The 26,638-nt window shown below is 39.6% G+C and carries 26 protein-coding genes and 4 tRNA genes; 19 read left to right on the forward strand and 11 right to left on the reverse strand.

The window, feature by feature from the left end; all coding sequences use genetic code 11:
- Window positions 1–9: 9 nt before the first annotated feature.
- From nuoI to der, 12 genes are all read left to right on the forward strand, one after another.
- Window positions 10–471 carry an NADH-quinone oxidoreductase subunit NuoI gene (nuoI, locus tag ACYQ3A_RS07655; protein ID WP_459896632.1) on the forward strand — a complete coding sequence of 154 codons (462 nt, stop codon included), beginning with the start codon at window positions 10–12 and terminating at the stop codon, window positions 469–471.
- Window positions 468–947, forward strand: coding sequence for an NADH-quinone oxidoreductase subunit J family protein (locus tag ACYQ3A_RS07660; protein ID WP_459896633.1), 480 nt, complete (start codon window positions 468–470; stop codon window positions 945–947). Before nuoI ends, ACYQ3A_RS07660 begins: the two co-directional genes overlap by 4 nt.
- The gene (gene nuoK / locus ACYQ3A_RS07665; RefSeq protein WP_459896634.1) at window positions 947–1,246 is read left to right on the forward strand and encodes an NADH-quinone oxidoreductase subunit NuoK; all 300 of its coding nucleotides are present in this window, start codon (window positions 947–949) and stop codon (window positions 1,244–1,246) included. The genes ACYQ3A_RS07660 and nuoK overlap by 1 nt, the downstream gene beginning before the upstream one ends.
- 2 nt (window positions 1,247–1,248) lie before the next feature.
- Window positions 1,249–3,111, forward strand: coding sequence for an NADH-quinone oxidoreductase subunit L (nuoL, locus tag ACYQ3A_RS07670; RefSeq protein WP_459896635.1), 1,863 nt, complete (start codon window positions 1,249–1,251; stop codon window positions 3,109–3,111).
- A gap of 10 nt (window positions 3,112–3,121) precedes the next feature.
- Window positions 3,122–4,576 (forward strand): NADH-quinone oxidoreductase subunit M, encoded by a 1,455-nt coding sequence (locus ACYQ3A_RS07675; protein ID WP_459896636.1) that lies wholly within the window; start codon window positions 3,122–3,124, stop codon window positions 4,574–4,576.
- 1 nt (window position 4,577) lies between these two features.
- On the forward strand, window positions 4,578–6,026 hold the full coding sequence (locus ACYQ3A_RS07680; RefSeq protein WP_459896637.1) for an NADH-quinone oxidoreductase subunit N: 1,449 nt from the start codon (window positions 4,578–4,580) through the stop codon (window positions 6,024–6,026).
- The gene (selA, locus tag ACYQ3A_RS07685) at window positions 6,023–7,408 is read left to right on the forward strand and encodes an L-seryl-tRNA(Sec) selenium transferase (RefSeq protein ID WP_459896638.1); all 1,386 of its coding nucleotides are present in this window, start codon (window positions 6,023–6,025) and stop codon (window positions 7,406–7,408) included. The genes ACYQ3A_RS07680 and selA overlap by 4 nt, the downstream gene beginning before the upstream one ends.
- Before the next feature lie 13 nt (window positions 7,409–7,421).
- Window positions 7,422–9,467 (forward strand): TonB-dependent receptor plug domain-containing protein, encoded by a 2,046-nt coding sequence (locus tag ACYQ3A_RS07690; RefSeq protein WP_459896639.1) that lies wholly within the window; start codon window positions 7,422–7,424, stop codon window positions 9,465–9,467.
- On the forward strand, window positions 9,440–10,219 hold the full coding sequence (locus ACYQ3A_RS07695; RefSeq protein WP_459896640.1) for a hypothetical protein: 780 nt from the start codon (window positions 9,440–9,442) through the stop codon (window positions 10,217–10,219). Before ACYQ3A_RS07690 ends, ACYQ3A_RS07695 begins: the two co-directional genes overlap by 28 nt.
- The gene (locus ACYQ3A_RS07700; RefSeq protein WP_459896642.1) at window positions 10,207–11,466 is read left to right on the forward strand and encodes a GGDEF domain-containing protein; all 1,260 of its coding nucleotides are present in this window, start codon (window positions 10,207–10,209) and stop codon (window positions 11,464–11,466) included. Before ACYQ3A_RS07695 ends, ACYQ3A_RS07700 begins: the two co-directional genes overlap by 13 nt.
- Before the next feature lie 239 nt (window positions 11,467–11,705).
- Window positions 11,706–12,320, forward strand: a complete 615-nt coding sequence (locus ACYQ3A_RS07705) for a hypothetical protein (RefSeq protein ID WP_459896643.1) — start codon at window positions 11,706–11,708, stop codon at window positions 12,318–12,320.
- On the forward strand, window positions 12,320–13,753 hold the full coding sequence (der, locus tag ACYQ3A_RS07710) for a ribosome biogenesis GTPase Der (RefSeq protein ID WP_459896644.1): 1,434 nt from the start codon (window positions 12,320–12,322) through the stop codon (window positions 13,751–13,753). Before ACYQ3A_RS07705 ends, der begins: the two co-directional genes overlap by 1 nt.
- A 115-nt stretch (window positions 13,754–13,868) precedes the next feature.
- Here der and folK read toward each other — a convergent pair whose 3' ends face one another.
- Together folK and ACYQ3A_RS07720 are read right to left on the reverse strand one after the other, a co-directional pair.
- Entirely contained in the window at window positions 13,869–14,267 is a 399-nt protein-coding gene (gene folK / locus ACYQ3A_RS07715) for a 2-amino-4-hydroxy-6-hydroxymethyldihydropteridine diphosphokinase (RefSeq protein WP_459896645.1), read from the reverse strand.
- A complete protein-coding gene (locus ACYQ3A_RS07720) occupies window positions 14,264–14,761 on the reverse strand; it encodes a CinA family protein (RefSeq protein ID WP_459896646.1) in 498 nt (165 codons plus the stop codon). Before ACYQ3A_RS07720 ends, folK begins: the two co-directional genes overlap by 4 nt.
- A 62-nt stretch (window positions 14,762–14,823) precedes the next feature.
- Here ACYQ3A_RS07720 and hisC point away from each other — a divergent pair, with 62 nt between their 5' ends.
- Genes hisC through ACYQ3A_RS07740 form a run of 4 tightly spaced genes read left to right on the forward strand, consistent with a single transcriptional unit; the run spans window position 14,824 to window position 18,094 of the window.
- Window positions 14,824–15,936, forward strand: coding sequence for a histidinol-phosphate transaminase (gene hisC / locus ACYQ3A_RS07725; RefSeq protein ID WP_459896648.1), 1,113 nt, complete (start codon window positions 14,824–14,826; stop codon window positions 15,934–15,936).
- Window positions 15,933–16,226 (forward strand): hypothetical protein, encoded by a 294-nt coding sequence (locus ACYQ3A_RS07730; protein ID WP_459896649.1) that lies wholly within the window; start codon window positions 15,933–15,935, stop codon window positions 16,224–16,226. Before hisC ends, ACYQ3A_RS07730 begins: the two co-directional genes overlap by 4 nt.
- Window positions 16,227–16,238: 12 nt before the next feature.
- Complete coding sequence (locus ACYQ3A_RS07735) at window positions 16,239–17,396, forward strand: metallophosphoesterase (RefSeq protein WP_459896650.1); 1,158 nt, start codon at window positions 16,239–16,241, stop codon at window positions 17,394–17,396.
- Window positions 17,357–18,094: a ComF family protein gene (locus ACYQ3A_RS07740; protein WP_459896651.1), complete on the forward strand. Its 738-nt coding sequence runs from the start codon at window positions 17,357–17,359 to the stop codon at window positions 18,092–18,094. Before ACYQ3A_RS07735 ends, ACYQ3A_RS07740 begins: the two co-directional genes overlap by 40 nt.
- A 136-nt stretch (window positions 18,095–18,230) precedes the next feature.
- Here the strand turns inward: ACYQ3A_RS07740 and ACYQ3A_RS07745 are convergent, their stop codons facing one another.
- The 3 genes from ACYQ3A_RS07745 to rsgA are packed head-to-tail and all read right to left on the reverse strand — an operon-like array spanning window position 18,231 to window position 20,859.
- Entirely contained in the window at window positions 18,231–19,184 is a 954-nt protein-coding gene (locus ACYQ3A_RS07745; protein ID WP_459897442.1) for an ABC transporter ATP-binding protein, read from the reverse strand.
- Complete coding sequence (gene panB, locus ACYQ3A_RS07750) at window positions 19,184–19,975, reverse strand: 3-methyl-2-oxobutanoate hydroxymethyltransferase (protein WP_459896652.1); 792 nt, start codon at window positions 19,973–19,975, stop codon at window positions 19,184–19,186. Before panB ends, ACYQ3A_RS07745 begins: the two co-directional genes overlap by 1 nt.
- Entirely contained in the window at window positions 19,975–20,859 is an 885-nt protein-coding gene (rsgA, locus tag ACYQ3A_RS07755) for a ribosome small subunit-dependent GTPase A (RefSeq protein ID WP_459896653.1), read from the reverse strand. Before rsgA ends, panB begins: the two co-directional genes overlap by 1 nt.
- 62 nt (window positions 20,860–20,921) lie before the next feature.
- Here rsgA and ACYQ3A_RS07760 point away from each other — a divergent pair, with 62 nt between their 5' ends.
- Entirely contained in the window at window positions 20,922–21,212 is a 291-nt protein-coding gene (locus tag ACYQ3A_RS07760) for a cupin domain-containing protein (RefSeq protein ID WP_459896654.1), read from the forward strand.
- Between the two features lie 24 nt (window positions 21,213–21,236).
- Here ACYQ3A_RS07760 and ACYQ3A_RS07765 read toward each other — a convergent pair whose 3' ends face one another.
- Window positions 21,237–22,616 carry a class II fructose-bisphosphate aldolase gene (locus ACYQ3A_RS07765; protein WP_459896655.1) on the reverse strand — a complete coding sequence of 460 codons (1,380 nt, stop codon included), beginning with the start codon at window positions 22,614–22,616 and terminating at the stop codon, window positions 21,237–21,239.
- Between the two features lie 95 nt (window positions 22,617–22,711).
- Here ACYQ3A_RS07765 and ACYQ3A_RS07770 point away from each other — a divergent pair, with 95 nt between their 5' ends.
- Together ACYQ3A_RS07770 and nadB are read left to right on the forward strand one after the other, a co-directional pair.
- Window positions 22,712–23,422: a septal ring lytic transglycosylase RlpA family protein gene (locus ACYQ3A_RS07770; protein ID WP_459896656.1), complete on the forward strand. Its 711-nt coding sequence runs from the start codon at window positions 22,712–22,714 to the stop codon at window positions 23,420–23,422.
- An 8-nt stretch (window positions 23,423–23,430) separates the two neighbouring features.
- Window positions 23,431–24,990 (forward strand): L-aspartate oxidase, encoded by a 1,560-nt coding sequence (gene nadB / locus ACYQ3A_RS07775; protein WP_459896657.1) that lies wholly within the window; start codon window positions 23,431–23,433, stop codon window positions 24,988–24,990.
- Between the two features lie 191 nt (window positions 24,991–25,181).
- On the opposite strand, the gene dapE is transcribed toward nadB, so the two are convergent.
- The 5 genes from dapE to ACYQ3A_RS07800 all read right to left on the reverse strand — a co-directional run bounded on the left by dapE (window position 25,182) and on the right by ACYQ3A_RS07800 (window position 26,598).
- Window positions 25,182–26,243, reverse strand: a complete 1,062-nt coding sequence (gene dapE / locus ACYQ3A_RS07780) for a succinyl-diaminopimelate desuccinylase (RefSeq protein ID WP_459896658.1) — start codon at window positions 26,241–26,243, stop codon at window positions 25,182–25,184.
- Window positions 26,244–26,262: 19 nt separating this feature from the next.
- Window positions 26,263–26,339: transfer RNA gene (locus ACYQ3A_RS07785), tRNA-Ile, on the reverse strand.
- 10 nt (window positions 26,340–26,349) lie between these two features.
- A tRNA-Ala gene (locus ACYQ3A_RS07790) sits at window positions 26,350–26,425 on the reverse strand.
- Between the two features lie 11 nt (window positions 26,426–26,436).
- Window positions 26,437–26,514: transfer RNA gene (locus tag ACYQ3A_RS07795), tRNA-Glu, on the reverse strand.
- An 8-nt stretch (window positions 26,515–26,522) separates the two neighbouring features.
- Window positions 26,523–26,598, reverse strand: a tRNA-Lys gene (locus tag ACYQ3A_RS07800).
- Window positions 26,599–26,638 lie beyond the last annotated feature (40 nt).

Consider the following 26,638-nt stretch of genomic DNA (forward strand, 5'->3'; position numbering starts at 1 on the left):
AGCGTCTTGATGGCTGGGATTTTAAAGAAGGCTACCTTTTCTGACCTTCTCAAGGGGATGAGGATAACCTTAAAGACGATGTTTAAACCTACAGTAACAGTTCACTATCCCTTTGAGAAGGAAGAACCCAGAAAAAGGTTTAGAGGTATTCACGCTCTAAAGCTCAATCCCGACGGCTCTTACAGATGCGAAGCCTGTTACCTCTGTGCAACGATGTGTCCAAGCAACGTTATAGATATGGAAATGACAGAAGGAGAGAATGGAGAAAAAGTTCTACTTGACTTTACAGTTGACCTTACAAGGTGTCTTTTCTGTGGTCTTTGTGTTGAGGCATGTCCAAGGGATGCAATAGTTATGACCGACATCTATGAATTTTCAAAATACTCCATTGATAAACTCATACTTCGCAAAGATGACCTTATGGAGCTCGGAAAGTACTACCAGAAGTGGGAGAGGGAGAATAAGGAATGAACGAAGTATTCTTCTACCTATTTGCAGGTTTATCTGTTGCTTTTGCAGTAGTTGCTGTAACTGCTAAAAACATTATAAGAGGTGGTATTGCTCTTCTCGGTTCTTTTGTAGCTCTTGGAGCCGTCTACTTCACAGCAGGAGCTGAGTTTGTTGGGATTGTTCAGGTGATTGTTTACGGTGGAGCCATAGTGGTTCTTTACCTCTTTGCTCTCATGACCATGGATTTGAAGAAGATGAAAGAAGATCCTTTCAGAGCTGGTTCTATTGCTGTCGGTGGCTTTCTGTCGTTTGCAGTTATGGTACTTCTAATAGCCGGTGGATTTACAGTTGGTGGAGAAGTTGAACCTCAGATTTCAGGAGCTACGGAAATAGCAATACCTCTCTTTTACAAGTTTCTTCTTCCCTTTGAGATCGTTTCAGTTCTGCTTCTTATCGCAACGATCGGTGCAGTTGCAATTGGTAGGAGGGATAGCTAATGTCTCCGATTGACTTCTTTATACTGAGTGCTCTGCTCTTTGGAATAGGGATTTTTGGAATTTTAGCAAGAAGGAATGTTATATCGCTCTTCTTCTCCTTAGAGCTTATTCTAAACAGTGCAAACGTTCTCTTGGTTGGGTTTTCAAAACTCCACCAAAATCTCTTTGGAGAGGTCTTTGTCTTTTTTGTCCTTGCGGTTGCTGCTGCTGAGGCTGCAGTTGGACTTGCGATAGTTGTCGCACTCTATAGGCTAACAGGAAGTGTTAACACTGAAGACTTCTCAAGGCTGAGGTGGTAGGTATGGAGATAACGCTACTTTTAGTTCTGTTCCCGCTTTTCTCTTTTCTCCTTAGCGGGATACTTGGTTCAATGTTTAAAGTAGGATGGTTTGTCAGGAAGTCGGACTATATAGGAGTAACGGCTGTTGGAATATCTCTTCTGATTTCCTACTACCTGCTCTTTAAGATTCTTCATGGAGAGGTCATTCAGGAAAACTGGTTCAACTGGGTGATTTCAGGAGGACTTTCTGCAAGCTTTGGTGGATACGTTGACTCCTTAACTGCAATAATGTTAGTTGTTGTAACTACTGTTTCTTTCTTCGTTCATCTCTACTCTGTTGGCTATATGCATGATGATCCTGGATACGACAGGTTCTTTGCCTACCTTGGACTTTTTACCTTCTCAATGCTTGTTCTCGTTCTTTCGCCAAACTTCCTTCAACTTTTCTTTGGGTGGGAAGCTGTTGGACTTTCTTCCTACCTCTTAATTGGATTCTGGTATAAGAAGAAGAGTGCTGCTGATGCAGCAATAAAGGCTTTCCTGATGAACAGGGTTGGAGATTTTCTCTTTATTCTTGGAGTTATTGCAGTATTCTGGACTTTCGAAACTCTTGACTTTCACCAGGTATTCTCAAACGTCAATACAGTTTCAGCGGGTGTTTTATCTCTAATCGGTCTTCTCCTGCTTGGTGGTGCAGTTGGTAAATCTGCCCAGTTTCCACTCCATACATGGCTTCCAGATGCAATGGAAGGTCCAACTCCGATTTCAGCCCTCATCCATGCTGCAACGATGGTTGCTGCTGGAGTCTTCATGGTTGCAAGATGTGCGCCGATCTACGATGGGGGTTACATACTTCCAGTTGTTGGGGTTATTGGCGTTATAACTGCCTTTGGAGCTGCAACGATTGGACTTACGCAGTTTGATATAAAAAGGATTCTTGCTTACTCAACCCTCTCACAACTTGGATACATGTTTGCAGCCCTTGGGGTTGGTGCTTACATATACGCAATGTTTCATCTTTTTACCCATGCTTTCTTCAAAGCTTTACTTTTCCTTGGTTCTGGTAGTGTAATCCATGCAATGGGAGGAGAGCAGGACGTAAGGAAAATGGGAGGGCTTTACAGGTATATGAAAGTTACTGCAATTACTTTTGTAATTGCCACCTTAGCTCTTGTTGGAATTCCACCTTTAGCTGGATTTTTCAGTAAAGACAAAATCATTGGTGCAACGTTTGCAAATGAACACCATATTTTCTGGTTCTTCCTTACTGCTGGAGCATTTCTGACGGCTCTTTACATGGGAAGACTCATGTTCCTTGTCTTCTTTGGAGAAGAAAGGTTTGACGAGAAGACAAGGAAACATCTTCATGAATCTCCATGGGTTATGACTGTTCCTCTGATTGGACTTGCAATTCCATCTGTTTTTGCAGGATTCCTTGAAGGTTGGTTTGAGCATTTCCTGTCAACGTCAATTCCAAACCATGTTGAGGAAATTTCCCATGGAGTTGAGCTCGCTCTTGTCGCTTTAACGGTTCTTCTCTCAGTAGGAGGTCTCTTCATTGCTGCATATATCTATCTCTGGAAGAAAATTTCACCTGAAAAGATTGCTTCCATCTTTGGACCAATTTATACACTTGTTTACAAGAAGTACTACTTTGACGAGATCTACAACTTCCTCTTTGTTAGAGGAACAGGTTTTGGACTTGGTAGCTTTTTGAACTTTATCGATAGATACGTTATTGATGGAATTGTCAACGGAGTTGCTTTGCTTACCAAGTGGTCTGGAGAAATCTTGAGAATCACTCAAACAGGTGTTGTAAACACTTATGTCGCTTTTCTTGTTGCTGGAACTTTAATCGTTATGATAATCATCTGGCTGACTTAGGGGTGGATTGATGGTAAGTGTTATTCTCTTCTTGCCTCTTCTTGGAGCTATGTTTGTAGCTCTGTGCAGAAGTGAGACAAGGGTAAAGTGGATTGCTCTCCTCTTTACAGGGATTGATTTTCTCCTGACCCTTTATATGATGGCAAATTTTGAGTCGAGTAAGAGCGGTTTCCAGTTCATAGACTATGGAAGCTGGATTCCAGATTTTTCGATAATGTACAAGGTTGGTGTTGATGGTCTCAGCCTCATAATGGTCTTTATGACTACACTTATAACCCTTATAGCTGTTCCTTCTGCCTGGAACTACATACAGGAGAGAAGGAAGCTCTTTTATTCATTACTTTTAATGCTTGAGACTGCAATGATAGGGGTTTTTGTCTCTCTCGACCTTGTTCTCTTCTACATTTTCTGGGAAGCCATGCTCATTCCAATGGCTCTGATTATTGGAATATGGGGTGGTGAGAGAAGAATTTACTCAGCTTTGAAGTTTTTCATCTACACCTTTGCAGGTAGTATTTTTCTCCTCGTTGGACTTGTTGTTCTGTTTGTGGTTCATGGTTATGTTACTGGCAACCATACCTTTGATCTGATTGAGCTTACTAAGTTTCACCTTCCATTAGAGCTCCAGAAGTGGCTCTTCTGGGCTTTCTTTATCGCCTTTGCAATTAAAGTTCCGATTTGGCCATTCCACACATGGCTTCCAGATGCTCACGTCGAGGCTCCAACTCCCGGAAGTGTCATTCTTGCTGGTGTCCTCCTCAAGATGGGAACTTACGGATTCCTAAGGTTTTCCCTTCCACTCTTTCCAGATGCTTACAAACTTTACGCACCTGTTATCTTTGTCCTCGGGGTGATTGCTATTATCTACACAGCTCTTGTTGCTCTTGTTCAGGAGGACGTTAAGAAGATAGTTGCTTATAGTTCTGTTTCTCACATGGGTTTTGTAATGATAGGCCTTTTTTCTCTGAACGTTCAGGGAATTGAAGGTGCGATATTCCAGATGTTAAACCACGGACTTGTAAGTGCGGCCCTCTTTATAGTGGTTGGAATCATCTATGAAAGGCTTCACACGAGGAATGTTTCAAAGATGGGAGGTCTCACGGAGTTTGCTCCAAAGCTGGCAGTTCTTGCGATGGTATTTGCAATGGCTTCTGTCGGGCTTCCAGGAACAAGCTCATTTATTGGTGAGTTCTTAACCATCTTAGGAGGGTTTAAAGCTGCAGAGTGGGTTGGAGTCTTGATGGCTCTTGGAGTAATTTTTGGGGCAGCCTATATGCTTTATATGTACAGGAACGTTTTCTTCTTAGAGCCAAAAGTTAGATCTTTCAAGGATATAGATTTAAGAGAGTTCTTAACCCTTTCATTTGTAGCAATCTTAGTTGTCTGGTTTGGATTTTTCCCGGAAGTGATAATGGAGTTCTTCCATAACTACGTTTCAGAAATATTAAAGGTAGCTGGAGTGTAGGATGAATCTAAACCTTGAACTTATGTTACCCGAAACTTTTCTCCTGATTTCTGCTCTTTTGATGATAGTGATAGACCTTGTTATTTCCGATAGGCAGAAGAACTCCTTTTTCTCAAACCTGTCAATAGTCGTTATTGTAGTTACCATGTTCTTAATCTCTGGAACAGTCTCAGTGAAGCCTTCCTATGCTTTCAACGGATTTATTAAGAAGGACTTAATGGTTGTCCTTTCACAGTTGCTTCTTTTAATCTCTGGAATCTTTGCTGTTCTTCTGAGCCATAACTATATTGAAAAGTTCTCATTGAAGTACAAAGGAGAGTACTACTACACACTTCTCTTTGCACTCCTTGGTGGAATGCTTCTTGTAGCTGCAAACGAGTTCTCTACTCTATTTGTCTCTTTGGAAGTGATGTCAATTTCTGTTTATATCCTTGTAGCGCTCTTTAAGAACGATTACAGAGGAAAAGAGGCAGCACTTAAGTACTTCATAATGGGTTCTGTTGGTGCAGCGATTCTGGTTTATGGCTTTGCAATTCTCTATGGTCTAACAGGTGTAACAACCTACGATGGTGTTTCAGAGCTTGTAAATAAGAATGGTGTAACCCTTGCACTTCTTTTTTCAATAGCCCTTGTAGCTGTTGCCTTCCTCTTTAAGACAGGAGCGGTTCCATTTCATGCATGGGTTCCAGATGTCTATCATGGAGCTCCGACTCCAATTACAACCTTTATGGGGGCAGCTGTTAAAGTTGCTTCTTTTGTAGCATTTTTGAGACTTTTCTTCCCTGTCTTTGTTTCATTTGCCAAAGACTGGACTCCTGCCATCGAATTGATAGCAGTTGTTACAATGTTTGCTGGAGCTCTTCTGGCTCTCAACCAGAACAACCTGAAGAGAATGCTTGCCTACTCGGCAGTATCCCATACGGGGGTAATTCTGGCAGCCTTTGTTACAGTTCCGGCTTTAGCTTCTTTTGTCGTTCTCTTTTACCTTTTTGTCTATGTTTTTATGACACTTGCAGCCTTTGGAATGATTTCTCTCCTGACCACAAAAGGGCTCAAAGGAGAAAACGTAGAAGACTGGAGTGGACTTTACAAAAAAAGTCCATTTTTAGCTCTTTCTGCAGTAGTTATCTTTATGTCATTAGCAGGTATTCCTCCACTTGCAGGTTTCTGGGCTAAGTTCTACCTCCTTGTTGCACTTTTAAGAGAAGGATTTATAACCCTTGCCCTTGCTGTAGTTCTTTCAAGTTTAATGTCCCTCTACTTCTACTTGAAGCCACTTGTTTACGCTTTCATGAAGGGAGAGAGCGACCTTGCTGTTTCGTATAACGTCAGAGACTATGCAGTAATAGGCCTTTCAACACTTGCTATACTGATTATTGGTTTCTTTCCAAACCTTTTTGTTAAATTTTCTCTCCTTGGGGTTATCTCTTTTGTAAGGGGGCTTATTTGAATAGAGAACTGTTGAGACAAATTCCCAAGGTAGATCTTTTTCTAAACGATAAAGACCTTCTTGATATTTTGGGTGATCACCCGAGGGTTCTTCTGGTTGAAGCTGTAAGGAATGTTCTTGATAGAGTAAGAAAAGGAATAGTTGAAGGTAGGATTGTAAAGGTAAACCAGAAAGTAATAAAAGAAGAGATCGTTAAGGAGCTCAAAAAGCTTGTTTCTCCTAAGCTCCATAGAGTTATAAACGCAACGGGGGTTGTCCTTCATACAAACCTTGGAAGAGCTCCAATCTCGGAGAGAGTCGCAGAGCATCTGAAGTGGATTATAACTGGCTACTCAAACCTTGAGTATGATCTTGTGAAAGGAAAAAGAGGTCTCCGGTACAGAAACTTAGAGTGGATTTTGAAGAAGCTAACAGGAGCTGAAGATGTCTGTGTAGTTAACAACAACGCTGGTGCAGTTCTTTTGGTTCTCTCCGCCCTTGCAAAGGGAAAGGAGGTAATAGTCTCAAGGGGAGAGCTTATAGAAATTGGAGGTTCTTTCAGAATTCCAGACGTTATGGCTCAGAGTGGAGCAATTTTAAAAGAGGTTGGAACTACCAATAAAACCCATCTTTGGGACTACGAGAACGCAATTAACGAGAACACCGGGCTAATTTTAAAAGTCCATACGAGCAACTACAAGGTTCTGGGATTTACAGAGTCTGTTTCAACGAAGGAACTGGTTGAACTTGGTAGAAAGTATGATATTCCAGTCTATGAAGATCTTGGGAGCGGGAGCTTTATTGATGTCAGGAAGATCGGCCTTTCCTACGAACCAACAGTCCAGGACGTTTTGAAAGCTGGAGTTGATGTTGTCTCTTTCAGTGGAGATAAACTCCTTGGTGGAGCTCAAGCTGGAGTAATTCTTGGAAGAAAAGAGTTAATTCAAAAGATAAAGAAACACCCTTTAAATAGGGTTTTAAGAATTGACAAGATGACGCTTGCCACGTTGGAAGCAACTTTGATGTATTACCTTGATGAAGAAAGAGCTCTAAAAGAGATACCAACATGGAGACTGTTATCCCAACCCTTAGAGGAAATAAAGAGAAGGGCTGAAAGGCTCTATTCGCTCCTCGTGAAAAACGAGCTTAGAGCAAAAATTGAAGTTGTTGAAGATGAATCTGAGGTTGGCGGAGGAGCTCTTCCCCTTCAAAAACTTCCGACATACTGTGTGGCAATTGACCCAGAGAAAATCTCCTTGGAAAACTTTGACTGTTTTATGAGAAATCAGGAAATTCCTGTAGTTGCAAGAATAAAAAATGAAACATATTTATTAGATATGAGAACAGTTTTTGATGGTGAGATTGGGATTCTTGCTGAGTACCTGTCCAGAGCTCTCCAGTGAGACTGGAGGGAAGGTGGGAAAAAAATTGGCGAAGAATGAGTTATTTTTTTCAATTTTTCTTTTTTTCTTTTTACTAACGATAAGTCCTTCTTTTGCTTCTAACTCTGAAGTAAAACCGCCAGTTTCTTACTATCTGGTTGAAAAAGAACTCGAAATAATTTCTGCAACGAAGGAAGCCACTTCTTACAGTTCCGTTCCCCGATTTGTAAGAGTGATAACACGAGAACAGATAGATATCTGGGGAGCAAGAAATCTTTTTGAACTTTTAAAACACTTTCCGGAATTTTACGTTTATAGAAGTAATATTTACCTTAGAGCTGTTGGGACGTTGGGTATTAAACAGAGTTACTTTTCTGAAAAGATACAGGTTTTTATAGATGGAATTCCTCTTGCTGATCCTTCCAATGGTTCCTCCTTTAGTTCAAACAACAATATTTCCCTCAACAACGTTAAAAGGGTTGAAATCGTTTATGGGCCAATGACTTCCCTTTACGGGGTCAATGCCTGTCTGGCAATTATTAACCTTGTTACTTATGATGCTGAGGACATAGAGAACGCAAAAGTTGGAACTGCGATAAATACGGACAATTCAAATGATAGCTATTTTATAAAGTCGTTCAGAGGAGAAAATTTTTCTGGTATTGTTTCCTTCAACTACAGAGAAGATAGAGGTCCTTACGAACATTTTACTGACTGGATAGGAAGAAAAACTGACCTCTCAACTTACTTTAAGCATTTTACCTATTACATAAAACTAAACCTTGATAACGGTTTATACCTTAACCTGTATGGAGTTGATAGAGATAACGACTTTCCAGTAAACGTTGCTACTCTTGTTGTAAACGGAGACAAATCCTATACTAAGCGAAAGGCTTTTCTCAATCGCTTGGGATATAAAATAGAAAATGAAGCAGTAAAGTTTGATATTTATGCCTATTTTAACTGGTTTTACCTGAAAAGGGGATATAACCTTTGTCCTGCAAGCTTTCCAACATGTCAAACTACTTACTATAGTGTTGAAGAAAGATATATAAAAAACCCCGGAGCTGGAGCTTACGCTATCTATGATAGCGATTATGGAAAGTTTACAGGTGGAATTGAATTGAATGTTTCTCAGCTTTACAAGTATAGCCTCTCCGGGAACTTCCGTCCATCAGAATTTAACTTCTTATCTCCTCCCCAACCCATCCCTTATCAGGAGCTTCCATCTTCAGAACATCTTATGGACACAGCAAAAAGAACTACAATTTCACCATACTTTCAATATCAGTTTTTAAAGGATCCTGCAGATTTTCTTCTCAACTTCCGACTGGACAGACTCAGCGATGTCGGAACAGAAAAAACATTTTCCTTGTCCTTCCTCTATAAGTTGTCTGATAAGTGGAATTTTAAGTTAAATACTGGACGAGCAGTTAGAGCTCCCTCTTTTGAAGAGATGTACATAAAGAACAATCCTATCCTTCTTGGAAATAAAGATCTTGACTTTGAGAAGATGGATTCCTTTATGCCCTCTGTAGAGTTCAGTAATGATGTTTCTTCTTTAAAACTTCTTCTGTATGTATATCGTTTGAAGGATTTGATCTACAGAACAACGGTAACGAATATTGGACAGCAGAAGTGGACAAATGCGGATAAGAGCATCTTTATTAGGGGTCTTACAGCAGATTTAAGGAGAAGATTATGGAATTTTGAAATATATGCAGGAGTGAACAGACTCTTTTCTGTTTCTGATCTGAAAGATACCACATTCTTTGCATTTCCAGAATGGAAAACCAATGGAGGAATTACTTACTATGGTGATAAAGTAATCGTTGACCTTAATTTTGAAGGTTATTCAGAAGTTACAAAGGGTGATATAAAAAGAGTTCCAGGATATGGAGTATTAAATTGCAATTTTATGTATAAACCCAAACGGGAGGTAAAGCTATTTCTAAAAGTAAATAACCTGTTTGACAGGGAAATTTCTTATCCAGTTTATACGTTTATTGCACCTCAAGAACCAGCAGGTATGGTGGGAGAGGGTAGAACTTTATGGTTAAGTATAGAATACTCATTTTAGTAATTTCGTTTTTCTTAATCTATGTTTATCCAGTGAATGGCAAAGCAGTTTGTATTGTTGACAGTTACAGAATAGAGGCTACTTCTTATGTGAGATCCCTTATAGAAAAGGAATTAAATAATTTTGTTGTATTTTCTAATGTTAGTCTGGATAGAGAAAAAATTGAATCTTGTGATCCTCTGATACTCTTAGGAACGCCTGTTGTTGTTGAAGCTATAAAAAAAATAAAGAATAAAAAAGTTATTTACACATTTGTAATGTTTCCCGAAATATTAGGTTTGCATAAGAAGAAAAATTTCTTTGGAATAAGAATAATTCCTCTACCAGATAAAACAGCGGAAGTTTTTTTCTCATATACAGGTTTTGAGAAGAGGAAAATAGCTGTTCCAGTTAGTAGAGGAACACAGAAAATAGCTAAGAAATATCTTTCTAATTCTAAACTCTTTAAAATTTTACCTTTTGATGGTGATATTTCCCGCCTGAAATCAAGGCTTTCTAAGTACGAGTACATTTATATTTTTCCCGACCCAGAAGTTCTTGAGGTTGTTAATCTTCTTAAGCTCATGAAGTTCGCAAAGGAGAATGAGAAAATAGTTATTACAAGTCTTCCAGATCTTGATAGGTATGGGGTAAACTTTATATACGCTGTTGATTATAATATGCTGGCGGAAAAGATCAATTTCCTGATTAAGAACACTCCGGAGGAAAAGATACTATCCTGCCCGGCGAGAGTTAAACTGTGGAATCCATAAGGAAGTTTCTGGTAAAACACAGTGTTCTTATCTTCGTATTGGCTGTAGGAAGTGTAGCTATCCTCAGTTTTCTCTCAGTAACTAATCTCAGCAGTCTGTACGAAAGACATCTTAGATACATAACTACTCTGGCAGGAAAAAATTTGCATTACGTATTTAGTATCTACTACAACGATATGCTTGTTAAACAAAATCTAAAAACTTTGAAAGAAGAAATAAAATCTGCGCAGTTGGTCTATTTGCAACTTGCTTCAAAGGAGTATTTTTATCCTGAAGGTAAAGAAGACTATCAGAAATTATTTGAACTATGTAAAACGGTTTCTTCTGAAGAGGTATTCCATACGGAAAAGGGAATATTGGTTTGTTATCCTTTATATGGAGAGTTTGCATCTCAATTTATAACAGAAAATAGAAAAGAAGGACTATTTGCTGTTTTATACAGCGAAAAAACTATTGATACTTTAATTATTCAGTGGCTTTTCCAGGATATAGTTTTATTTATCATCTTTGCAACCTTAGGAGGATTTCTATTTATTGATATGCTTGTACGTATTAATAGAAACTTTAATACTCTTAATTCTATGATTACTTATATTGAAAAGTTGTTGAAAGAAGAGAAATTACTATCTGATCCAAAGAATGCGATAAGGCAATTTTTGGATCAATTTTCTTTCAAAGAATTCAGACACGCCGGACAGCTAATAGTGAAACTTATTAACAGGGTTGTTAAACTTACGGAAGAACTTCAACGTCAGGCTATTAAAGATTCCCTTACGAATTTGTACAACAGAAACTATCTTAACCAGTTTGTGAATAAGATATTAGGGATAGTTCAGAGACAAAAATTTCCACTTTCCATAGCTATGCTCGATATTGATGATTTTAAACTGGTAAATGACACATTCGGACACCTGAAGGGAGATGAGGTTTTGAAAAGTTGGGGAGAGATTGTACTTAGTTCGATAAGAAATTCTGATATTGCAGTAAGATACGGTGGAGAGGAAGTGCTTTTAGTATTTCCCAATACTAAAAAAGAAGCTGTTTTCTATATTGTCGATAGAATAAAGAAAAAATTTAGCGAAGTCGATTTTGGAATAGGAAAGAAGGTAACATTTAGTGCAGGTGTAGCTGGTTTTCCGGAGGATATTCCTGAACTTCGGTCTCTTGGTGACTTGATAGAGATTGCTGATAGAAGACTTTACATAGCAAAGAGAAATGGAAAGAACAGAATTGTTCTGGAAGATTGAGGAAGACAAAGGATGAAAAGGGAGTATTCACCCTCCTTATGGTGTTCTATCATGAAAATGTTTTAATCGTCATTCTGAATCTGCTTTAGCTGGTAAAGAATCCCCGTTTTGAAGGATACAGTCCTGGAGAATCTAAAGCAGAAATTCTTTACCTAAACTTTCTGACTCTTCCATTTTCAATTAGAAGGCTTAACTTGGTTAAAAGAGTTTTTAAATTTTGATTTTTGAAAGGGGTGAAAATGTATCCTGAAAAAGAGTACAAATACGATTTTTCAATGTGCAGCGAACCAATTGAACTGGTTGCTGATGATTACGATATAAACGAATTTTTTGAAAGGCTTGTGGGACTTGTTGAACCGGTTGATGGGGAAGGAGTAACTGTTGAGTGTCCCTATTGTGGAGTTCCACTGATAAAAATTTACCCACAAAAGACTGAGCAGACTGTTGAAAATGTCTATTTGGGAAAAGAAGAAGAGATTTTTATTGATCCTATGGAGATGGTTGAAGAACTTGTTAAGGAAGGAAAGTTTAGAACCGTTATAGAGGCTGTTCAAAGATACGGTGTTTGTGAAAAGTGCAGAAACGACTATGTTTCTCTTGCCTTTGTGATTCCAATAACTACGAACTTTGACTCGAGTGACGAGTTGAGAAAGTTTTACGAAAAGACAAAGAGAGAAGGAGAGGTTGAGTATTATTTTAGAGACCTCGAAGATGTTGCATTTATTGGTGCAAGGTACATATATAATGGCGAAGAAATCTGGGAAGTTGGAACTGCACCTCTTTCATACGGTGACAATATCGAATTTACCTGTGTATTCCAGAAACTCTACGACATCGTGATGGCGGAGGAGTGATGAAAAGACTTCCTGTTGTATCCATTGTCGGAAGACCTAACGTTGGAAAGTCTTCTCTCTTTAACAGGCTTCTTGGTAAGAAGGTTGCAATTATCGATGATACTCCAGGAGTTACAAGGGATAGAATTGTTCAGGAAGCTGAGATCGAAGGACATAAGGTCATTCTCGTTGATACCGGTGGAGTCGACACTTCCGGAGAAGGTTTTGCAAAAGAGACGACAGAACAGGCAAAGAGAGCAATGGAAGAGGCTGACGTTATAGTCTTTGTTGTTGATGGAAAAGAAGGAATTACGCCTCTTGATGAAGAAGTTGCAAGAATTCTGAGAAAGTGGAAAAAGCCAGTCATTGTTGCTGTTAACAAGATTGACGAACCCTACATGGAAGACTTAATCTACGATGCCTACAGGCTGGGATTTGAGGAAGTAATTCCAATTTCAACCATCCACAAAATCGGTGTTCCAACTCTAAAAGAAAGAATCCTTGAACTTTTACCAGAAGACCTGAGAAAGAGTGCTAAAGAAACATTTGAAAAAGAGGAAAGAAGGGAAAAAGCTGAAAAACTCATTTCTGGAGAGAGTGCCGAAGAGCTTGAAGGACTCATTGAAACACTCGAAGAGGGCGGAGAGTACACCATAGAGGAAGAGGAGAAAGAACCGATCAAGGTTGCCATTGTTGGACGTCCAAATATGGGTAAATCGACCCTTTTAAATGCTCTTGTTGGAGAAGAGAGAGCAATAGTTAGTGATATTCCCGGAACAACAAGGGATGCAATAGACACTTATGTAAAAATAGGAGACGATGAGTACATCTTCATAGACACGGCTGGAATAAGAAGACGTGGAAAAATAAAGGATATAGAGTACTACTCTTATCTCAGAGCCCTTGATGCAATAGACAGAGCAGATGTTGTTGTTCTCCTTGTAGATGCAGAGGAAGGACCGACAGATAGAGATACAAAGATTTCGGGAATAGCTCTTGAGAAGTTCAAGCCAATAATCATTGCTGTTAACAAAATTGATAAGCTTCAAAGTCAGAAAGATTGGGAGAGACTTCATAGGGAGCTTGATCTGAACTTTGATTTTATTCCTTACGCTCCAAGGGTTTTCATATCTGCGAAGGAGAAGAAAGGACTCGATGAATTGCTCAAGCAGATTAAGGATCTATATAGACAGTACACTAAAAAGGTTAGAACAGGAGAGTTCAACAGAGTTCTCAGGGAGCTTATGGAAATCCACCAGCCACCGGTTTATAAAAATAAAGTCGTGAAAATTTACTACGGAACGCAGGTAAAGACAAAGCCTCCAACGTTTTTGCTTTTCTCAAACTACCCAGAAGGTATCCCAAAGTCTTTCAGGAGATTCCTTGAAAACAGACTAAGGGAAAAGTTTGGTTTTAATAAGATTCCAATAAGGATTGTTTTTAAGAAGAGGTAAAGCTGGATTTAAGTTCTCTCAGGGAGTTATACCAATACCGATTTTAAAATTTCAAAACCCCCTTCCAAGGGGGTTTTTATTTTCCTGGTTTTGAAATCCCTTTTCGTAAAAGTGCTTAGGAAGATTCTAAAGATCTGCAAATGTATTTGAAAAATTCCCTATTTTTAAGACCTGGATGAGGTATTTTTAGTTCTTCTGTATCAACAAATAGGTTTCCATACTTAACAATATCTATATCAACGATTCGAGGCCCCCACCTGAAAGTTCTGTATCTTCCGACTCTTTTCTCTATCCACTTGAGAAGCTTTAAAAGTTCAAAGGGGGGATGATAGGTATCTACAAGGAGACCATAATTGAGAAAAGGAGGTTGATTGACAACACCAAAAGGAGCCGTTTCAATGATTTCACTTCTCTTTAAAATCCTACCGACAAGCTTTTCTATAAGTTCTTCAGCTCTTTTAAGATTTTCTACTCTATTACCAAGATTTGTTCCAAGTATTAAAATCGTTCTCATTCTTCCTCTTTGAGCATCTGGACAAGAAGTTTAAGAGCTTTCTTTGCAGCTTTCCTTCGCCTGTTATTTCTCCTTGCAACTTCATCTGGATCCTTATCCTCAAAGATAAACTTAAAGACTTCCACTCTGCTTCCAACAGAAACTCCAATGTATGTGAGTCCCACTGGCTTTTCGGGAGTTTCTCCTGTAGGTCCTGCAATTCCAGTAGTTGAAATGGCACATTCTGTGTTCATAAGCTTTTTAATCCCTAAAACCATCTCCTTTGCAGTCTCTTCACTAACTGCGCCAAACTTTAAGAGTGTTTCCGGGCTAACATTTAAAACCTTCATCTTTATTGAATTATCGTAGGCAACTACACCGCCCATAAAATATTCAGAGCTTCCCGGTACATTTACAATCCTTGCTGCAACAAGTCCTCCAGTGCAGCTTTCAGCAGTTGAGAGCTTTAGTCTTTTTTGCAAAAGGAGTTCTTTAAGTTCAAGTTCTGGTTTCATCACATTCTCCCACAGAGGTTATAATCTCTATCTCAACTATCTTACCATTTCAAGGAGGAGAGATGTTTTCCCTTCCAGAACATATAAAGAAAGTTCACGTTTATGAACCAGGAAAGCCTGAAGAAGAACTTAAGAGAGAACTTGGTTTAAAGGAAATAGTCAAACTGGCATCAAACGAGAACCCTCTGGGACCTTCTCCTGCAGCCGTAAGGGCAATAATTGAGGATCTAAAGAACTTAAACAGATATCCTGATGGGAACTCTTACTATCTTAAAAGAGCTCTTGCAGAGCATCTTGGAGTTGGAATTGAGAATCTCTTTGTCGGTCTTGGTTCAAACGAAGCTTTAGACATAATCTCAAGGGCATATCTCAGACCGGGACTCAACGCTGTTTATAGTGAGAAATCTTTTGCAGTCTATCCGATAGTTGTTCAGCTTGCAGGTGCTGAACACAAGGTTGTAAAGGCAAAGGACAATTACTACATGGACTTAAAAGCCCATCTTGATGCGATTGACGAAAACACCGCAGTTGTCTTCCTTGCAAATCCAAACAACCCAACTGGAACAGCATTTTCAAAAGCTGAATTTGAAGCTTTTCTGAAGGATTTTCCGGATGACGTTCTGCTGGTGTTGGATGAAGCCTACTACGAATATGCCGTTGGAGCTGGATTTGACATAGAAAATGGCGTTGAATACATAAACGAAAAAAACATTGTTGTAACAAGAACTTTTTCAAAGATCTACGGTCTTGCAGGATTGAGACTGGGTTACGCAGTTGCAAAGAAAGAGATCATCGACGATATGAATAGGATAAGACAGCCTTTCAACGTCACAAGACCTGCTCAGGTTGGAGGAGTTGCAGCCCTTGAAGACAAAATGTTCATAAAACACTCTCAGGTTGTAAATGAGGAAGGAAAAAAGTATCTCTACGAGCAGTTTGAAAAGTTAGGACTTGAATACGTTCCAACTTACGCAAACTTTATTCTTGTAAAGGTTGGATTTCCAAGCAGAGAAGTGTTCAAGAGGCTTCTCCAGAAAGGTGTAATAGTTAGAGCAATGGACGGTTACGGATTCAGCGACCATATAAGAGTTACGGTAGGAACCATGAGAGAGAACATATTTTTTATAAACAAGCTAAGAGAGGTTTTAGAGGAACTCCGGAGTACTCAGAAATGAGGAAATTGTTTCTACTTGCGATTTTTCCTTTGATTTTTTCTTTTACCTCTTGCTCCTGTAAGTGGCAAACGAAAATGGAAAAGGAAGTGCTTAAGATTACCGGTGGAAGATTTACAGTCAGCGTTTATAACGGTGGAAAACTTGTTACAACTTACAGGGGCAGTGGATACGTTTGGTTTGAGATGGATAAAAATGGTAGACATACGGGAGTTGTTACTTTTAAGGATGAAAGGGGGCACATAATTAGAGTTGGTGGATTTGGAGGAGTAGTAGTCGTTGACTATCAATAAGAGGAGAAAAAGTTGAAAATAGCTCACATTTCGGATACTCACCTTGGTTACACTCAGTACAGGCTCCCTGAAAGAAAAAAGGATTTCTTTTTAGCCTTTGAGAAAGCAGTTGACAGAATCATTGAGGAGAGAGTTGATCTTGTTATCCATACCGGAGATCTTTTTGAGAGCTATCAACCGGATATGGTAACTCTCTCAAGGTGTATCGGTGTTCTTCAGAAAATTAAAAATGCCGGGATTGAGTTTATAGCCATTACTGGAAACCATGACAGGGTTTTGAGGAGAGGGACAATTCCACCTCATAAAATTCTTGAAGACCTTGGACTTTTGAGATTGGTTGATCCATACGGCACGTTAAGAATGGATGGTCTTTTAATTGCAGGTTTTAGATATTTCCCGAGGAGAGTTCTTCAGCAACTTAAAGCCTCTTTCCTTGAGAAACTTTCGGAAGAGGCAGAAAAGAGCAGATGTTCTATCCTTATGTTTCATCAGGGAATTGGTCAATATCTGCCCTATGAAGAAAGTTTTGAGATGGAGTTTTCAGACTTGCCGAAAAACTTCAACTACTACGCTGGTGGACATATCCACGCATTTGTAAAAGAAGATTTCTACGGTGGAATCTTCAGTTACGCCGGTTCCACAGAGTTCAGAACAAAAAGAGAGGTTATTTCAGGTAGAAGAGGATTCAATATTGTTGAACTGGAAACAGGTGGGTTTAAAAGAGTAGAAATTGAAGGTTTAAGACCTTTTGAAGTTTTAAGAGTTTCTGAAGATAACGTTGAAGGGGAGTTGAAGGAACTCGCTCAAAAAGTAGAGACTTATGAAATTCCTCCTGTTGTTCTAATTGACTACATCTACAGATCAACAGAGTTGGATGTATTCAGGAAAATCCTCGAAGAAATAGAGAAAAAAGCTCTTTATCTTAGAGTAAACAAGAGAAAGATTACTGAGGAATCAACAGAGGTAACAGGTGGAGATGGAAAGCGGTTTTCAGAGTTCCTTTCTGAGTTTTTGAAGGAACAGAATCAAGGAGAGAAAGTTATCAGCTTAGCTGAAGAAGTAATTGAATCTCAAACGGATCACATAGAAGAAATACTTAAAGACTTTGTAAAGAAGGAACTGGGAAGAGATTGGGGAGAGGTGGAAAAGTATCTGCAGGAAAGCTCTTAAAGAGTATATTCTTAGACCTGTTTTTTCCTGAGTACTGCATTGCCTGTGGTTCTTTTCTTTTTCTGGATCACCATTACATAGCCTGCAACGAGTGCTGGGAAAGTTATTTCAGAGAATTTAAAGACAAAAAGTGTTTAACTTGTGGTTATCCTCTCAGGTTAAAGCCGGGAATTGAAGCCGTTTGCAGAGAGTGTCTTGAGTCGGGAAGAACTTTTTACTTTGACGGTGTTAACTACTTTGGAGTTTACAGTGAACTGATAGATCTCTCAATAAAGGCACTCAAGTTTGAAAAGAGACTTCCTATAAGCTGGGAAATCGGTAAGACAATTGAGAACCATTTGAGGAGTTACATTGGAGAGATAGACGCTGAAATTATTATCCCCGTTCCGTTACATCCTGAAGAGTTGAAAGAGAGAGGGTTCAACCAGTGTGAGGAGATTTTAAAAGGAGCTGGAATATCTTTTTTTCCCCTTGTTGAAAAGGTTTATAACACGGAAAAACAGGCATCTTTACCGGCAAACAGGAGAAGAGAGAACATTAAAGGTATATTCAGAGTTATAGGAAACGTTAACGGTAAAAGAGTTCTTATTTTTGATGACGTTTTCACAACGGGATCTACCGTTAACGAAATCGCTAGGGAATTAAAGGAGAAAGGAGCTTCGAAAGTCTTTGTCTATACTGTTGCCAGAAGCATTTAATGGATTCTGTTTTGAAGGTGCTATTTACAGTCATCCTGAGGACGCAGTCCAAAGGATCTTATTTAAAAGTAAAAGATTCTTTGCTTTGCTCGGAATGGCAAGAAATTTAAAACATCTTTTGAACAGAATCCTGCATCTAACTGTAAAGAATACAAGAAACTCTATGAGTCTTTGAAATCTTGAAAGGTTTCATATCATAAAAGAGACATTCCTCTTTCCTTTCAGGACACCTTGAATAGAAAGGACATCCTTTTGATACTTCTTCCGAATCAAAATCTTTCAGCTTTATCACTTTTCTCTTCCTTTCAGGGTCTGGAATCGGCACAGAGGAGATAAGAACTTTTGTGTAAGGGTGTCTGGTATCGGAGAAAATTTCTTTTGAAGTTCCCTCTTCAACGATGTATCCCCTGTACATAACAATCACTCTGTCACTTATCGCTTCAATAACAGGAAGAGAATGGGATATGAAAAGGTAAGAAATACCTAAGCTTTCCTGAACGTCCATTAGAAGATTTACTATCTGAGCCTGAACTGAAACATCAAGGGCTGAGGTAGGTTCATCCGCAACTATAAGTTCAGGTTCAAGTGCTATTGCTCTTGCTATAGCTACCCTCTGTTTCTGTCCACCTGAGAGCTGGTGGGGATATCTATCAAGGTAGGAAGAAGGCAATCCAACTGTTGAAAGGAGTTCCTCAGCCTTCTCTTTTAGCTCTTTTTGTGGGAGTCTATAGTTAATTTTCAATCCCTCAGTAACTATCTCCCAGATTCTCATCCTCGGGTTGAGAGAGTTTTGAGGGTTTTGAAATACTGCCTGAACATTTTTCCTGTAAATTCTGTACTCTTTCTTTCCTAAATTGGAGATATCCTTTCCTCTGTAGAAAACCTTTCCTCTGTCTGGCTTTTCAAGGTCAAGAATTACCTTCCCAAGAGTCGATTTACCGCAGCCGCTCTCACCGATTACGCCGACAGTTTCCCTCTTAGAGATAGAGAGAGAAACTCCATTGAGGGCTCTTATAACTTTTTCAACTTTTCCGAAAAAGTTCTTCTTTACGGGAAAAGATTTGAAAACTTCTTTGACTTCAAGAATCATCAATAAGAATGCTCCTCGTCAGGGAACTTTTCAGACTTAACTTCCTCAATGTACTGTTTAACAGCTTCTCTTGCAAGTTTTCCGAGCTCTGCGTAACGCTTTACAAACTTTGGCTTGAACTCTTCAAAAAGACCAACCATATCGTGGAAGACAAGAACCTGACCATCACAGTATTTTCCTGCTCCAATCCCGATGGTTGGAATTGAGAGGAGCTCTGTAATCTCTTTTGCAAGATCAGATGGAATTTTCTCCAGAACGACTGCAAAAGCTCCGGCTTCTTCAACAGCTTTTGCATCCTCTATTAGCTTTTCTCTTTCCTCTCCCTTTCCTCTCAGCCTGTAACCACCAAGAGTCTTTACGCTCTGAGGTTGAAGTCCTATGTGTCCCATAACAGGAATTCCAGCATCTACAAGAGCTCTGATAGTTTCCTTTTGCTCAACTCCTCCCTCAATCTTAACAGCATCACATCCTGTCTCTTTCAAAGCTCTTCCAGCATTCAAAATAGCATCCCTTATTCCTGTTTGATAGGAGAGAAACGGCATATCAAATATAACCATTGCATTTTTTCTGCCTCTGACAACAGCCTTTGTGTGGTGAATCATTTCCTCCATTGTTACAGGGATAGTGGAAGGATATCCCAGAACGACCATTCCAAGGGAATCTCCCACTAAGATTGCATCAACTCCAGCACTGTCGACTATCTTCGCTGTTAGATAATCGTAAGCAGTTAGGATTGTTATCTTTTCTCTTTTTTTCTTTTTCTCTAAAAACGTTGCAGTAGTCACAGCCATTAATCACAGACCTCCTTCAACCAGGGAACGAACTCTCTGATCATCTTTAAATAATTCTTGTATCTCTCACAGGAAATTTCACCTCTCTTCAGTGCTTTCCTAACCTCACAGCCCTCTTCGTTCAAATGAAGACAGTCTGAGTATTTACATTGGTATCTTAGGAACTCAGGAAAGTGAAACCTAACCTCTTCTTTCTCCATGAAGTTAAGTGCTTCAACCCTTGAAAATCCTGGAGCATCTCCAATGAATCCACCTTCAAACGGAATCAATCTTACCTCTCTTGTTGTATGTTTCCCTCTCTCTGTCTTCCTGCTTACCTCACCAATTCTCAGCTCTTCTCCTGTTAATTTCGAAATTAGAGAGCTCTTACCAACCCCAGACGGTCCTGCAAAAATAGAAATCACTCCTGAAAGCTCTCTTTTTAATTCCTCTACACCTTCCTCAGTTTCTGCACTTGCTTTTAAAACTTTGTACCCAGCATCTGTGTAGATTTTAGACCACTTTTCGAGCTCCTCTTTTCCTTCTTCATCGAGAATGTCAACTTTGTTAAAAACAACAACTGTATCAAGCCCGAGGTGGTCGTATACAACGAGCAGGTTATCCATCAAATAGCTCTGAAAAGGCGGGTTTTGAATAGTTGAGACAACAACAACCTTATCAACGTTTGCAATCGGCGGTCTTATAAGTAAGTTTTTCCTTTCCTCAATTTCTTCTATGGCAAAGCTTTCACTATCAACAATCCTTCCTATTACCCTGTCTCCAGCATAGACTTTATCTTTCTTCTTTACCTTCCCAAGGGGAATTCCTCTGTAACTCTTTTCCTCTTTAGGAACGAAAACTGTAATCTTCTGTCCTGCCCTTTCTGTTACAATTCCTTTAGTCATTTAACGCCTTTAACCTCCCGATTAAGTTTAGATTTTAAATTATAATCCTCTGGGGGGATAAAATGGTTAAGAAAACAAGAATAACAAACAAAAATGAAGTTTTTAGGATTCTAACAGAAGAAGGCTACACAAACCTGTACGTCTGGCAAGATACTCCAAACACCTACTACGATTGGCATACCCATCCTTTCAACGAAGTCAGATGGGTTCTCGAAGGAGAAATAACCATGGGAACAGAGAATGGAGTTGTAACTCTTAAAGCTGGAGACAGAATGGATGTTCCTGCTGGAACAAGACACTGGGCAAGAGTTGGAGATGAGGGAGTAGTTTATGTATGTGGAAGCAAAGATTAAAAGCCCCCTCCAGGGGGCAGAAAGTTAGTAAGGTCTCTTCTTGTAGACCTTAACAGGCTTGATGTACTTATCGACGTATCTTTTAGTTCCATAGGCGTTTAACTGTTCAAAGAGGAATCTAAACTTCTTTTCGAGTTCAGCCATTATCTTCTCTTTTACATCCTGTGGCAGATCCCAGAATTTCTTCTTGAATGGTCCGAAGGCTTTCTTTCTTGTCTTGTAGATAAACTGCTCCTCTGTCCAGCCTTCTTTCCACTCGTTTTTAAGCTCAGTCTTGAGCCAATTGTAGATTTCTTGTTTAAAATCTTCTGGAAGGTGATCGTAAATGATATTCTGGAATCCTGTTGCAAGATGGATTTCGGCTGTTTTCACTTCAGGGAATTTGTGGAATAGCTCATCTGGAAGCGTTGAAGCACCATGTTGAACAGAACCTGCCATTGAGTACTTCTCTCTTGCAACCTCTCCGATTTTCTCAAGAACAGAAAAGTCAAGCTTAACTTCAGCTATTCTTCCATCCGGAAGTGGGACACCACCGTGTTCAGTTCCTGTTTGAACACTTATCTTGCTGATGTGTGGAATGTTTTCTCCGTACTGTTTTAGAGTCTCAAGATATCCTTCCATAAAGGCTTCAAACTCTTCTGGTGTTGAGTTCTTACCACCAATGTGCCCGATTTCACCACCAACGGAAACTGTAATTCCTTCGGGTTCAATCTCTCTGATGAAAGCGGTCATCTTTGCAGTGTTTAGATAGTTATGATACTGCTGCTCTGAGAGTGTTGGTTTACTATAGTCAACAAGTGTTGATGGGTCGATATCGATGTTGTAGAAGTCAGCTTCTATTGCTTCTTTTGTAAGAACTTTAATGTTTTCGAGCTCTTTCTCTGGATCCTCAGCATATTTCTTAGCGTTAAACTGGAAGTGGTCTCCCTGTATGAAAACAGGTCCTTTGTATCCTTCCTTTATAGCAGCAGCAAGAGCACAAGCTGTATATTCAGCAGGTCTCTGATCTGTGTAGCCAATCTCGGACTTTGCAATTTCGAGAATAAAAGCACCCATTTCCTTCTCAACTGCAATCTTGAAAATCTGCCTCATAACGTCGTAGGTCATTCCTCTGATATTCATTGCAGGAACTGTAAACCATTGGTCAATTTCTTCCCTTGCCATTCCTTGTACGTAAAGGTCGTGAATCGAAGATGGAACAATATCCATCTCAAGAGCAATTGCTCTTATAAGCCATCTTGTACATGCTTTTTCCTTTTCATCTCCAAAAACTGCTGTGTAGATAAGCTTGTCTATAAGCTCTTCTCTTACTTTTTTCTCATCCAAAACTTTTACTCTATCTTCTCCAACTTCAACAATACCCTTTAAAGCCTCTTTAAGTTCATCACATGTAAACTTTTCCATACTGTTTCCCTCCTTAAAGCTTGTTTGTTAAATTTTACGACAAACTTAATCAATAATGTAAAATTGCTGCTATACATTTACCAGGAAATTTAGCTATGAAAAGATTATGGCTGTTAGTATCGGTTGCTATTTTCCTGCTAAGCTGTGGAACACGAAAGGAAGTTTCATGGAATCCACCACCGAAACCGTCTGGATGTAAATACACTTACAAAGTTAATGGTAAGACTTATTGTGTAAGGAAAACTTACAATGGTTATGTTGAGTACGGCATTGCCTCCTGGTACGGTCCTGGGTTTCACGGCAAACGAACGGCCAGCGGCGAAATTTACAACATGTACAAATTGACAGCAGCTCACAAAACGCTACCACTTGGAACTTACGTAAAGGTAATAAATCTTGAAAATGGAAAGAGTGTTATTGTTAAAGTCAATGACAGAGGACCTTTTGTTGAAGGAAGAATAATTGATCTTTCTTATGCAGCTGCCAAGAAAATAGGGATGTTGAGAAAAGGAACTGCAAAGGTAAAATTGATTGCGCTGGGTAAGAAAATTGATCACAAATATGAACCTGTAGATGTTGAAAAAGGAAAATTCTATGTCCAGATTGGAGCTTTTAAAAACAAACTCAATGCTTACAGGTTTAAAAATAAAATTTATAGGAAGTATAGAATCGAAACAAAAGTTGTAAAACTTGAAGGATACTACCGAGTTCTTGCAGGTCCTGTTTACAGTTACAGTAAAGCCAAAAAGTTCAAGGTTAAATTGAGAAATCTTGGGTTGAAGGGTTCATTTATAGTCAGGTATTAGGAGGGATTGTGAGGAGTTTTCTTTCTATAGATACAAGCAAGCTTCTCTATAAGGAGTGCGATGCCATTGTTGTTGGAAGTGGAGCTGCTGGACTTTTCTGTGCCACTAAACTTTCTTCAATCGGATTAAAGGTTTGTGTTCTGACAAAAGATGCAGCAGATGTTGGATCAACAAAACTTGCCCAGGGAGGAATTGCCGTAGCACTTCCAAAAGAGGATAGTCCTGATCTTCATTTTAATGACACACTGAAAGCTGGAGCTGGACTTGTAAAGACAAAAATGGCAAGAATTCTTACAGAGGAAGGTGTTAAGAGGGTCATAGATCTTATAAGAATGGGAGCAAACTTTGAAACTGATGAAAGAGGTCTCCTACGGTTTACAAAGGAAGCTGCACACTCGGTTGCAAGGATTGTTTATTACAGAGATAAAACCGGAGAAGAAGTTGAAAGAGCGCTTTTGGATAGCTATAGAGGAGATATTGTTGAGTTTGCAAAGGTAAAAGAGCTCATAGTTAAGGACAACAGGTGCTATGGTGTTATCTACGAAAAAAATGGAGAGCTCAAAGCCCTCTATGCTCCCGTTACGGCTATTGCTACTGGAGGAGCAGCTGGGATTTACCTGAAAAACACAAATCCTCCAACCTCTACAGGTGATGGAATAGCAATTGCTCTCAGGTATGGGGCAAAACTTCAGGATTTAGAGTTTGTCCAGTTTCATCCAACAGCATTTTGCGATGACTCTGAATGTTTCCTTATATCTGAGGCTGTAAGGGGAGAGGGAGCAATCATTGTTGATGAACAAGGCAGAAGATTTATGGGAGATTACCATCACTTATGGGAACTTGCTCCCAGAGATGTTGTTACACGGGCGATAGAGAGTCAGAAGAAGATATGTGGTGGGAATGTTTATCTCGACTTCAGACCAATTGAGGAAAAGGGAATAGACATATTCAAGCGATTTCCAACTATTACGTCAAAACTCTTAGAAAGGGGGCTGAATCCAAAAAAAGATTTGATTCCAATTACTCCTGTTGCCCATTACTACATTGGTGGGATAGCGGTTGACAGCTTCGGAAGGAGCTCTATAGAAGGTCTATTTGCTGTCGGTGAAGCTTCTTGTACTGGAGTTCACGGAGCAAATAGACTTGCCAGCAACTCACTTCTTGAGTGCATAGTCTTTGGAGAAAGAACAGCTTATGGAATGTACAGGGATTTGAGATATCTAAAACAGGATTTTTCTCCTGTAGGTGTAGAACTGCTAAAAAAAGTAAGCTTTATTAACAAAAGCTATACTTTAGATGAAGTTAAGAGGGTAATGTGGGAAAATGTTGGAATTGTAAGAAGTGCAGAATCCCTTACGAAAGCAATTGATAAACTTTCTGAGATTGCCAATTCAAACTCCGACTGGCAAGTCAGGAACAGTGCTGTTTTGGGTCTTGCAATTGCAATAAGTGCGATGAGAAGAGAAGAAAGCCGAGGGGGACACTATAGAAGCGATTTTCCCTATGAGAGAGAGGAATTTAGAAAACACAGCACCTTCACGCTAAGCGACCTTGAGAGATTGATTTAGTTTGAACCTCAAAGGATACGGCTTACAGTTCTCCTAAAGATTGTTAGTTTTTTTTGTAGGTGTTTTGTCTTTTATAACGTACATCAAGCACATTTAAATCCTCCACTTCTTTGTTAACTTTTTTAGGAATATATATTTGCTTGTCATAGTTCTTCCGTCTAAGACTTTTTCACACCTGAGCAAAGACAACTTTACTCTTTCAGAAATGCATACAACATCTCATAACATTCCTTAACTTTTTCTATCTCAACATATTCATTTCTCTGATGAGCCTGATAAGGTTGGCCAGGACCAAAGTTGACAGCATCGATCCCGTGGTAGGAAAGCTGAGCTACATCTGTCCATGCTTGCTTTGGTTCAACAGGGAGATGGAACTTCCTAAGAAACTCAACTAAAACTGGATTATCGATGCAGGGTCTTGCAGCAGGAGAGAGATCGGTAAATTCAATTTCATCTGCTTCAACCTGTTCTTTTATTTTAAGCAGATCCTCTTTGGCTTCTTCTAATGTTTTTGTTGGAGAAAATCTGTAGTTAAGATTAACCTTAAATTCTTCTGGAATTATGTTTCTTCCCCCTTTAAACTCTGTCATTGTTGCATTGAGAACCTCAAAGTAGGAAAGCTTTCCAACTTTGTACTCAACAGGTTCAAGTTCATTGAGAAACTTTAAAAGCTTCCAACTTTTGTGAATAGCATTATCCCCTTCCCAGGGTCTTGCAGAGTGAGCTCTCTTACCTTTAAATTTGAACCAGGCGTGGATTACCCCAAGGCATCCAACCTGAACGACATTGTCGGTAGGTTCAAGGACAAAGGCAAAGTCTATTTTCTTTAAGAGATCAAGATATTTGTCAAATATCTGTCTTAAACCATTATCAATGTAAGCTCCTTCTTCCTTTTCGTAAAAGATGAAAAAGAGGTTGAACTTTGATTTTTCAAGTGTTAAATCTTCAATTAGCTTAAGTATAACAGCATCACCAGCTTTCATGTCGCTGGCGCCAAGACCGTATAGTTTTCCATCGATTATCTGTCCTGTGTAGTCATTTTCTCCTGGAACGGTATCAAGATGACCGACCAGAGCGATAGTTTTCTTCTCGGGATCAAGCGAGGTGTGGGCAACTATAGTATTGTTTTCCCTGATTATTGAAAGCTCAGGATTCTTTTCTTTTATGAAAGATTCAACGTAATCGGCAATCTCTTTTTCGTTTCCATAAACGGAAGGAATTGAGATGAGCTTTTGAAGGAGGGAAATTGGCATAGTAACCTCGTTTCAGAAGTGGTGGGCCTGGGAGGACTCGAACCTCCGACCGTCCGGTTATGAGCCGGATGCTCTAACCAACTGAGCTACAGGCCCATCTTTATTGTGGTGGAGCCGGTGGGACTTGAACCCACGACCTTCAGACTGCCAGCCTGACGCTCTCCCAGCTGAGCTACGGCCCCATAAATGGCAATGGCGTCCCCAGGGGGATTCGAACCCCCGTCGCCGGCGTGAAAGGCCGGTGTCCTAGGCCTGGCTAGACGATGGGGACGCTTTAAGTGGTGAGCCGCCCAGGACTCGAACCTGGGACCTACGGATTAAAAGTCCGTTGCTCTACCAACTGAGCTAGCGGCCCACTTGCGACGAGGGATAATATAAGCAGAGAAGAAGAGATG

The organism is Desulfurobacterium crinifex, from assembly GCF_054656775.1.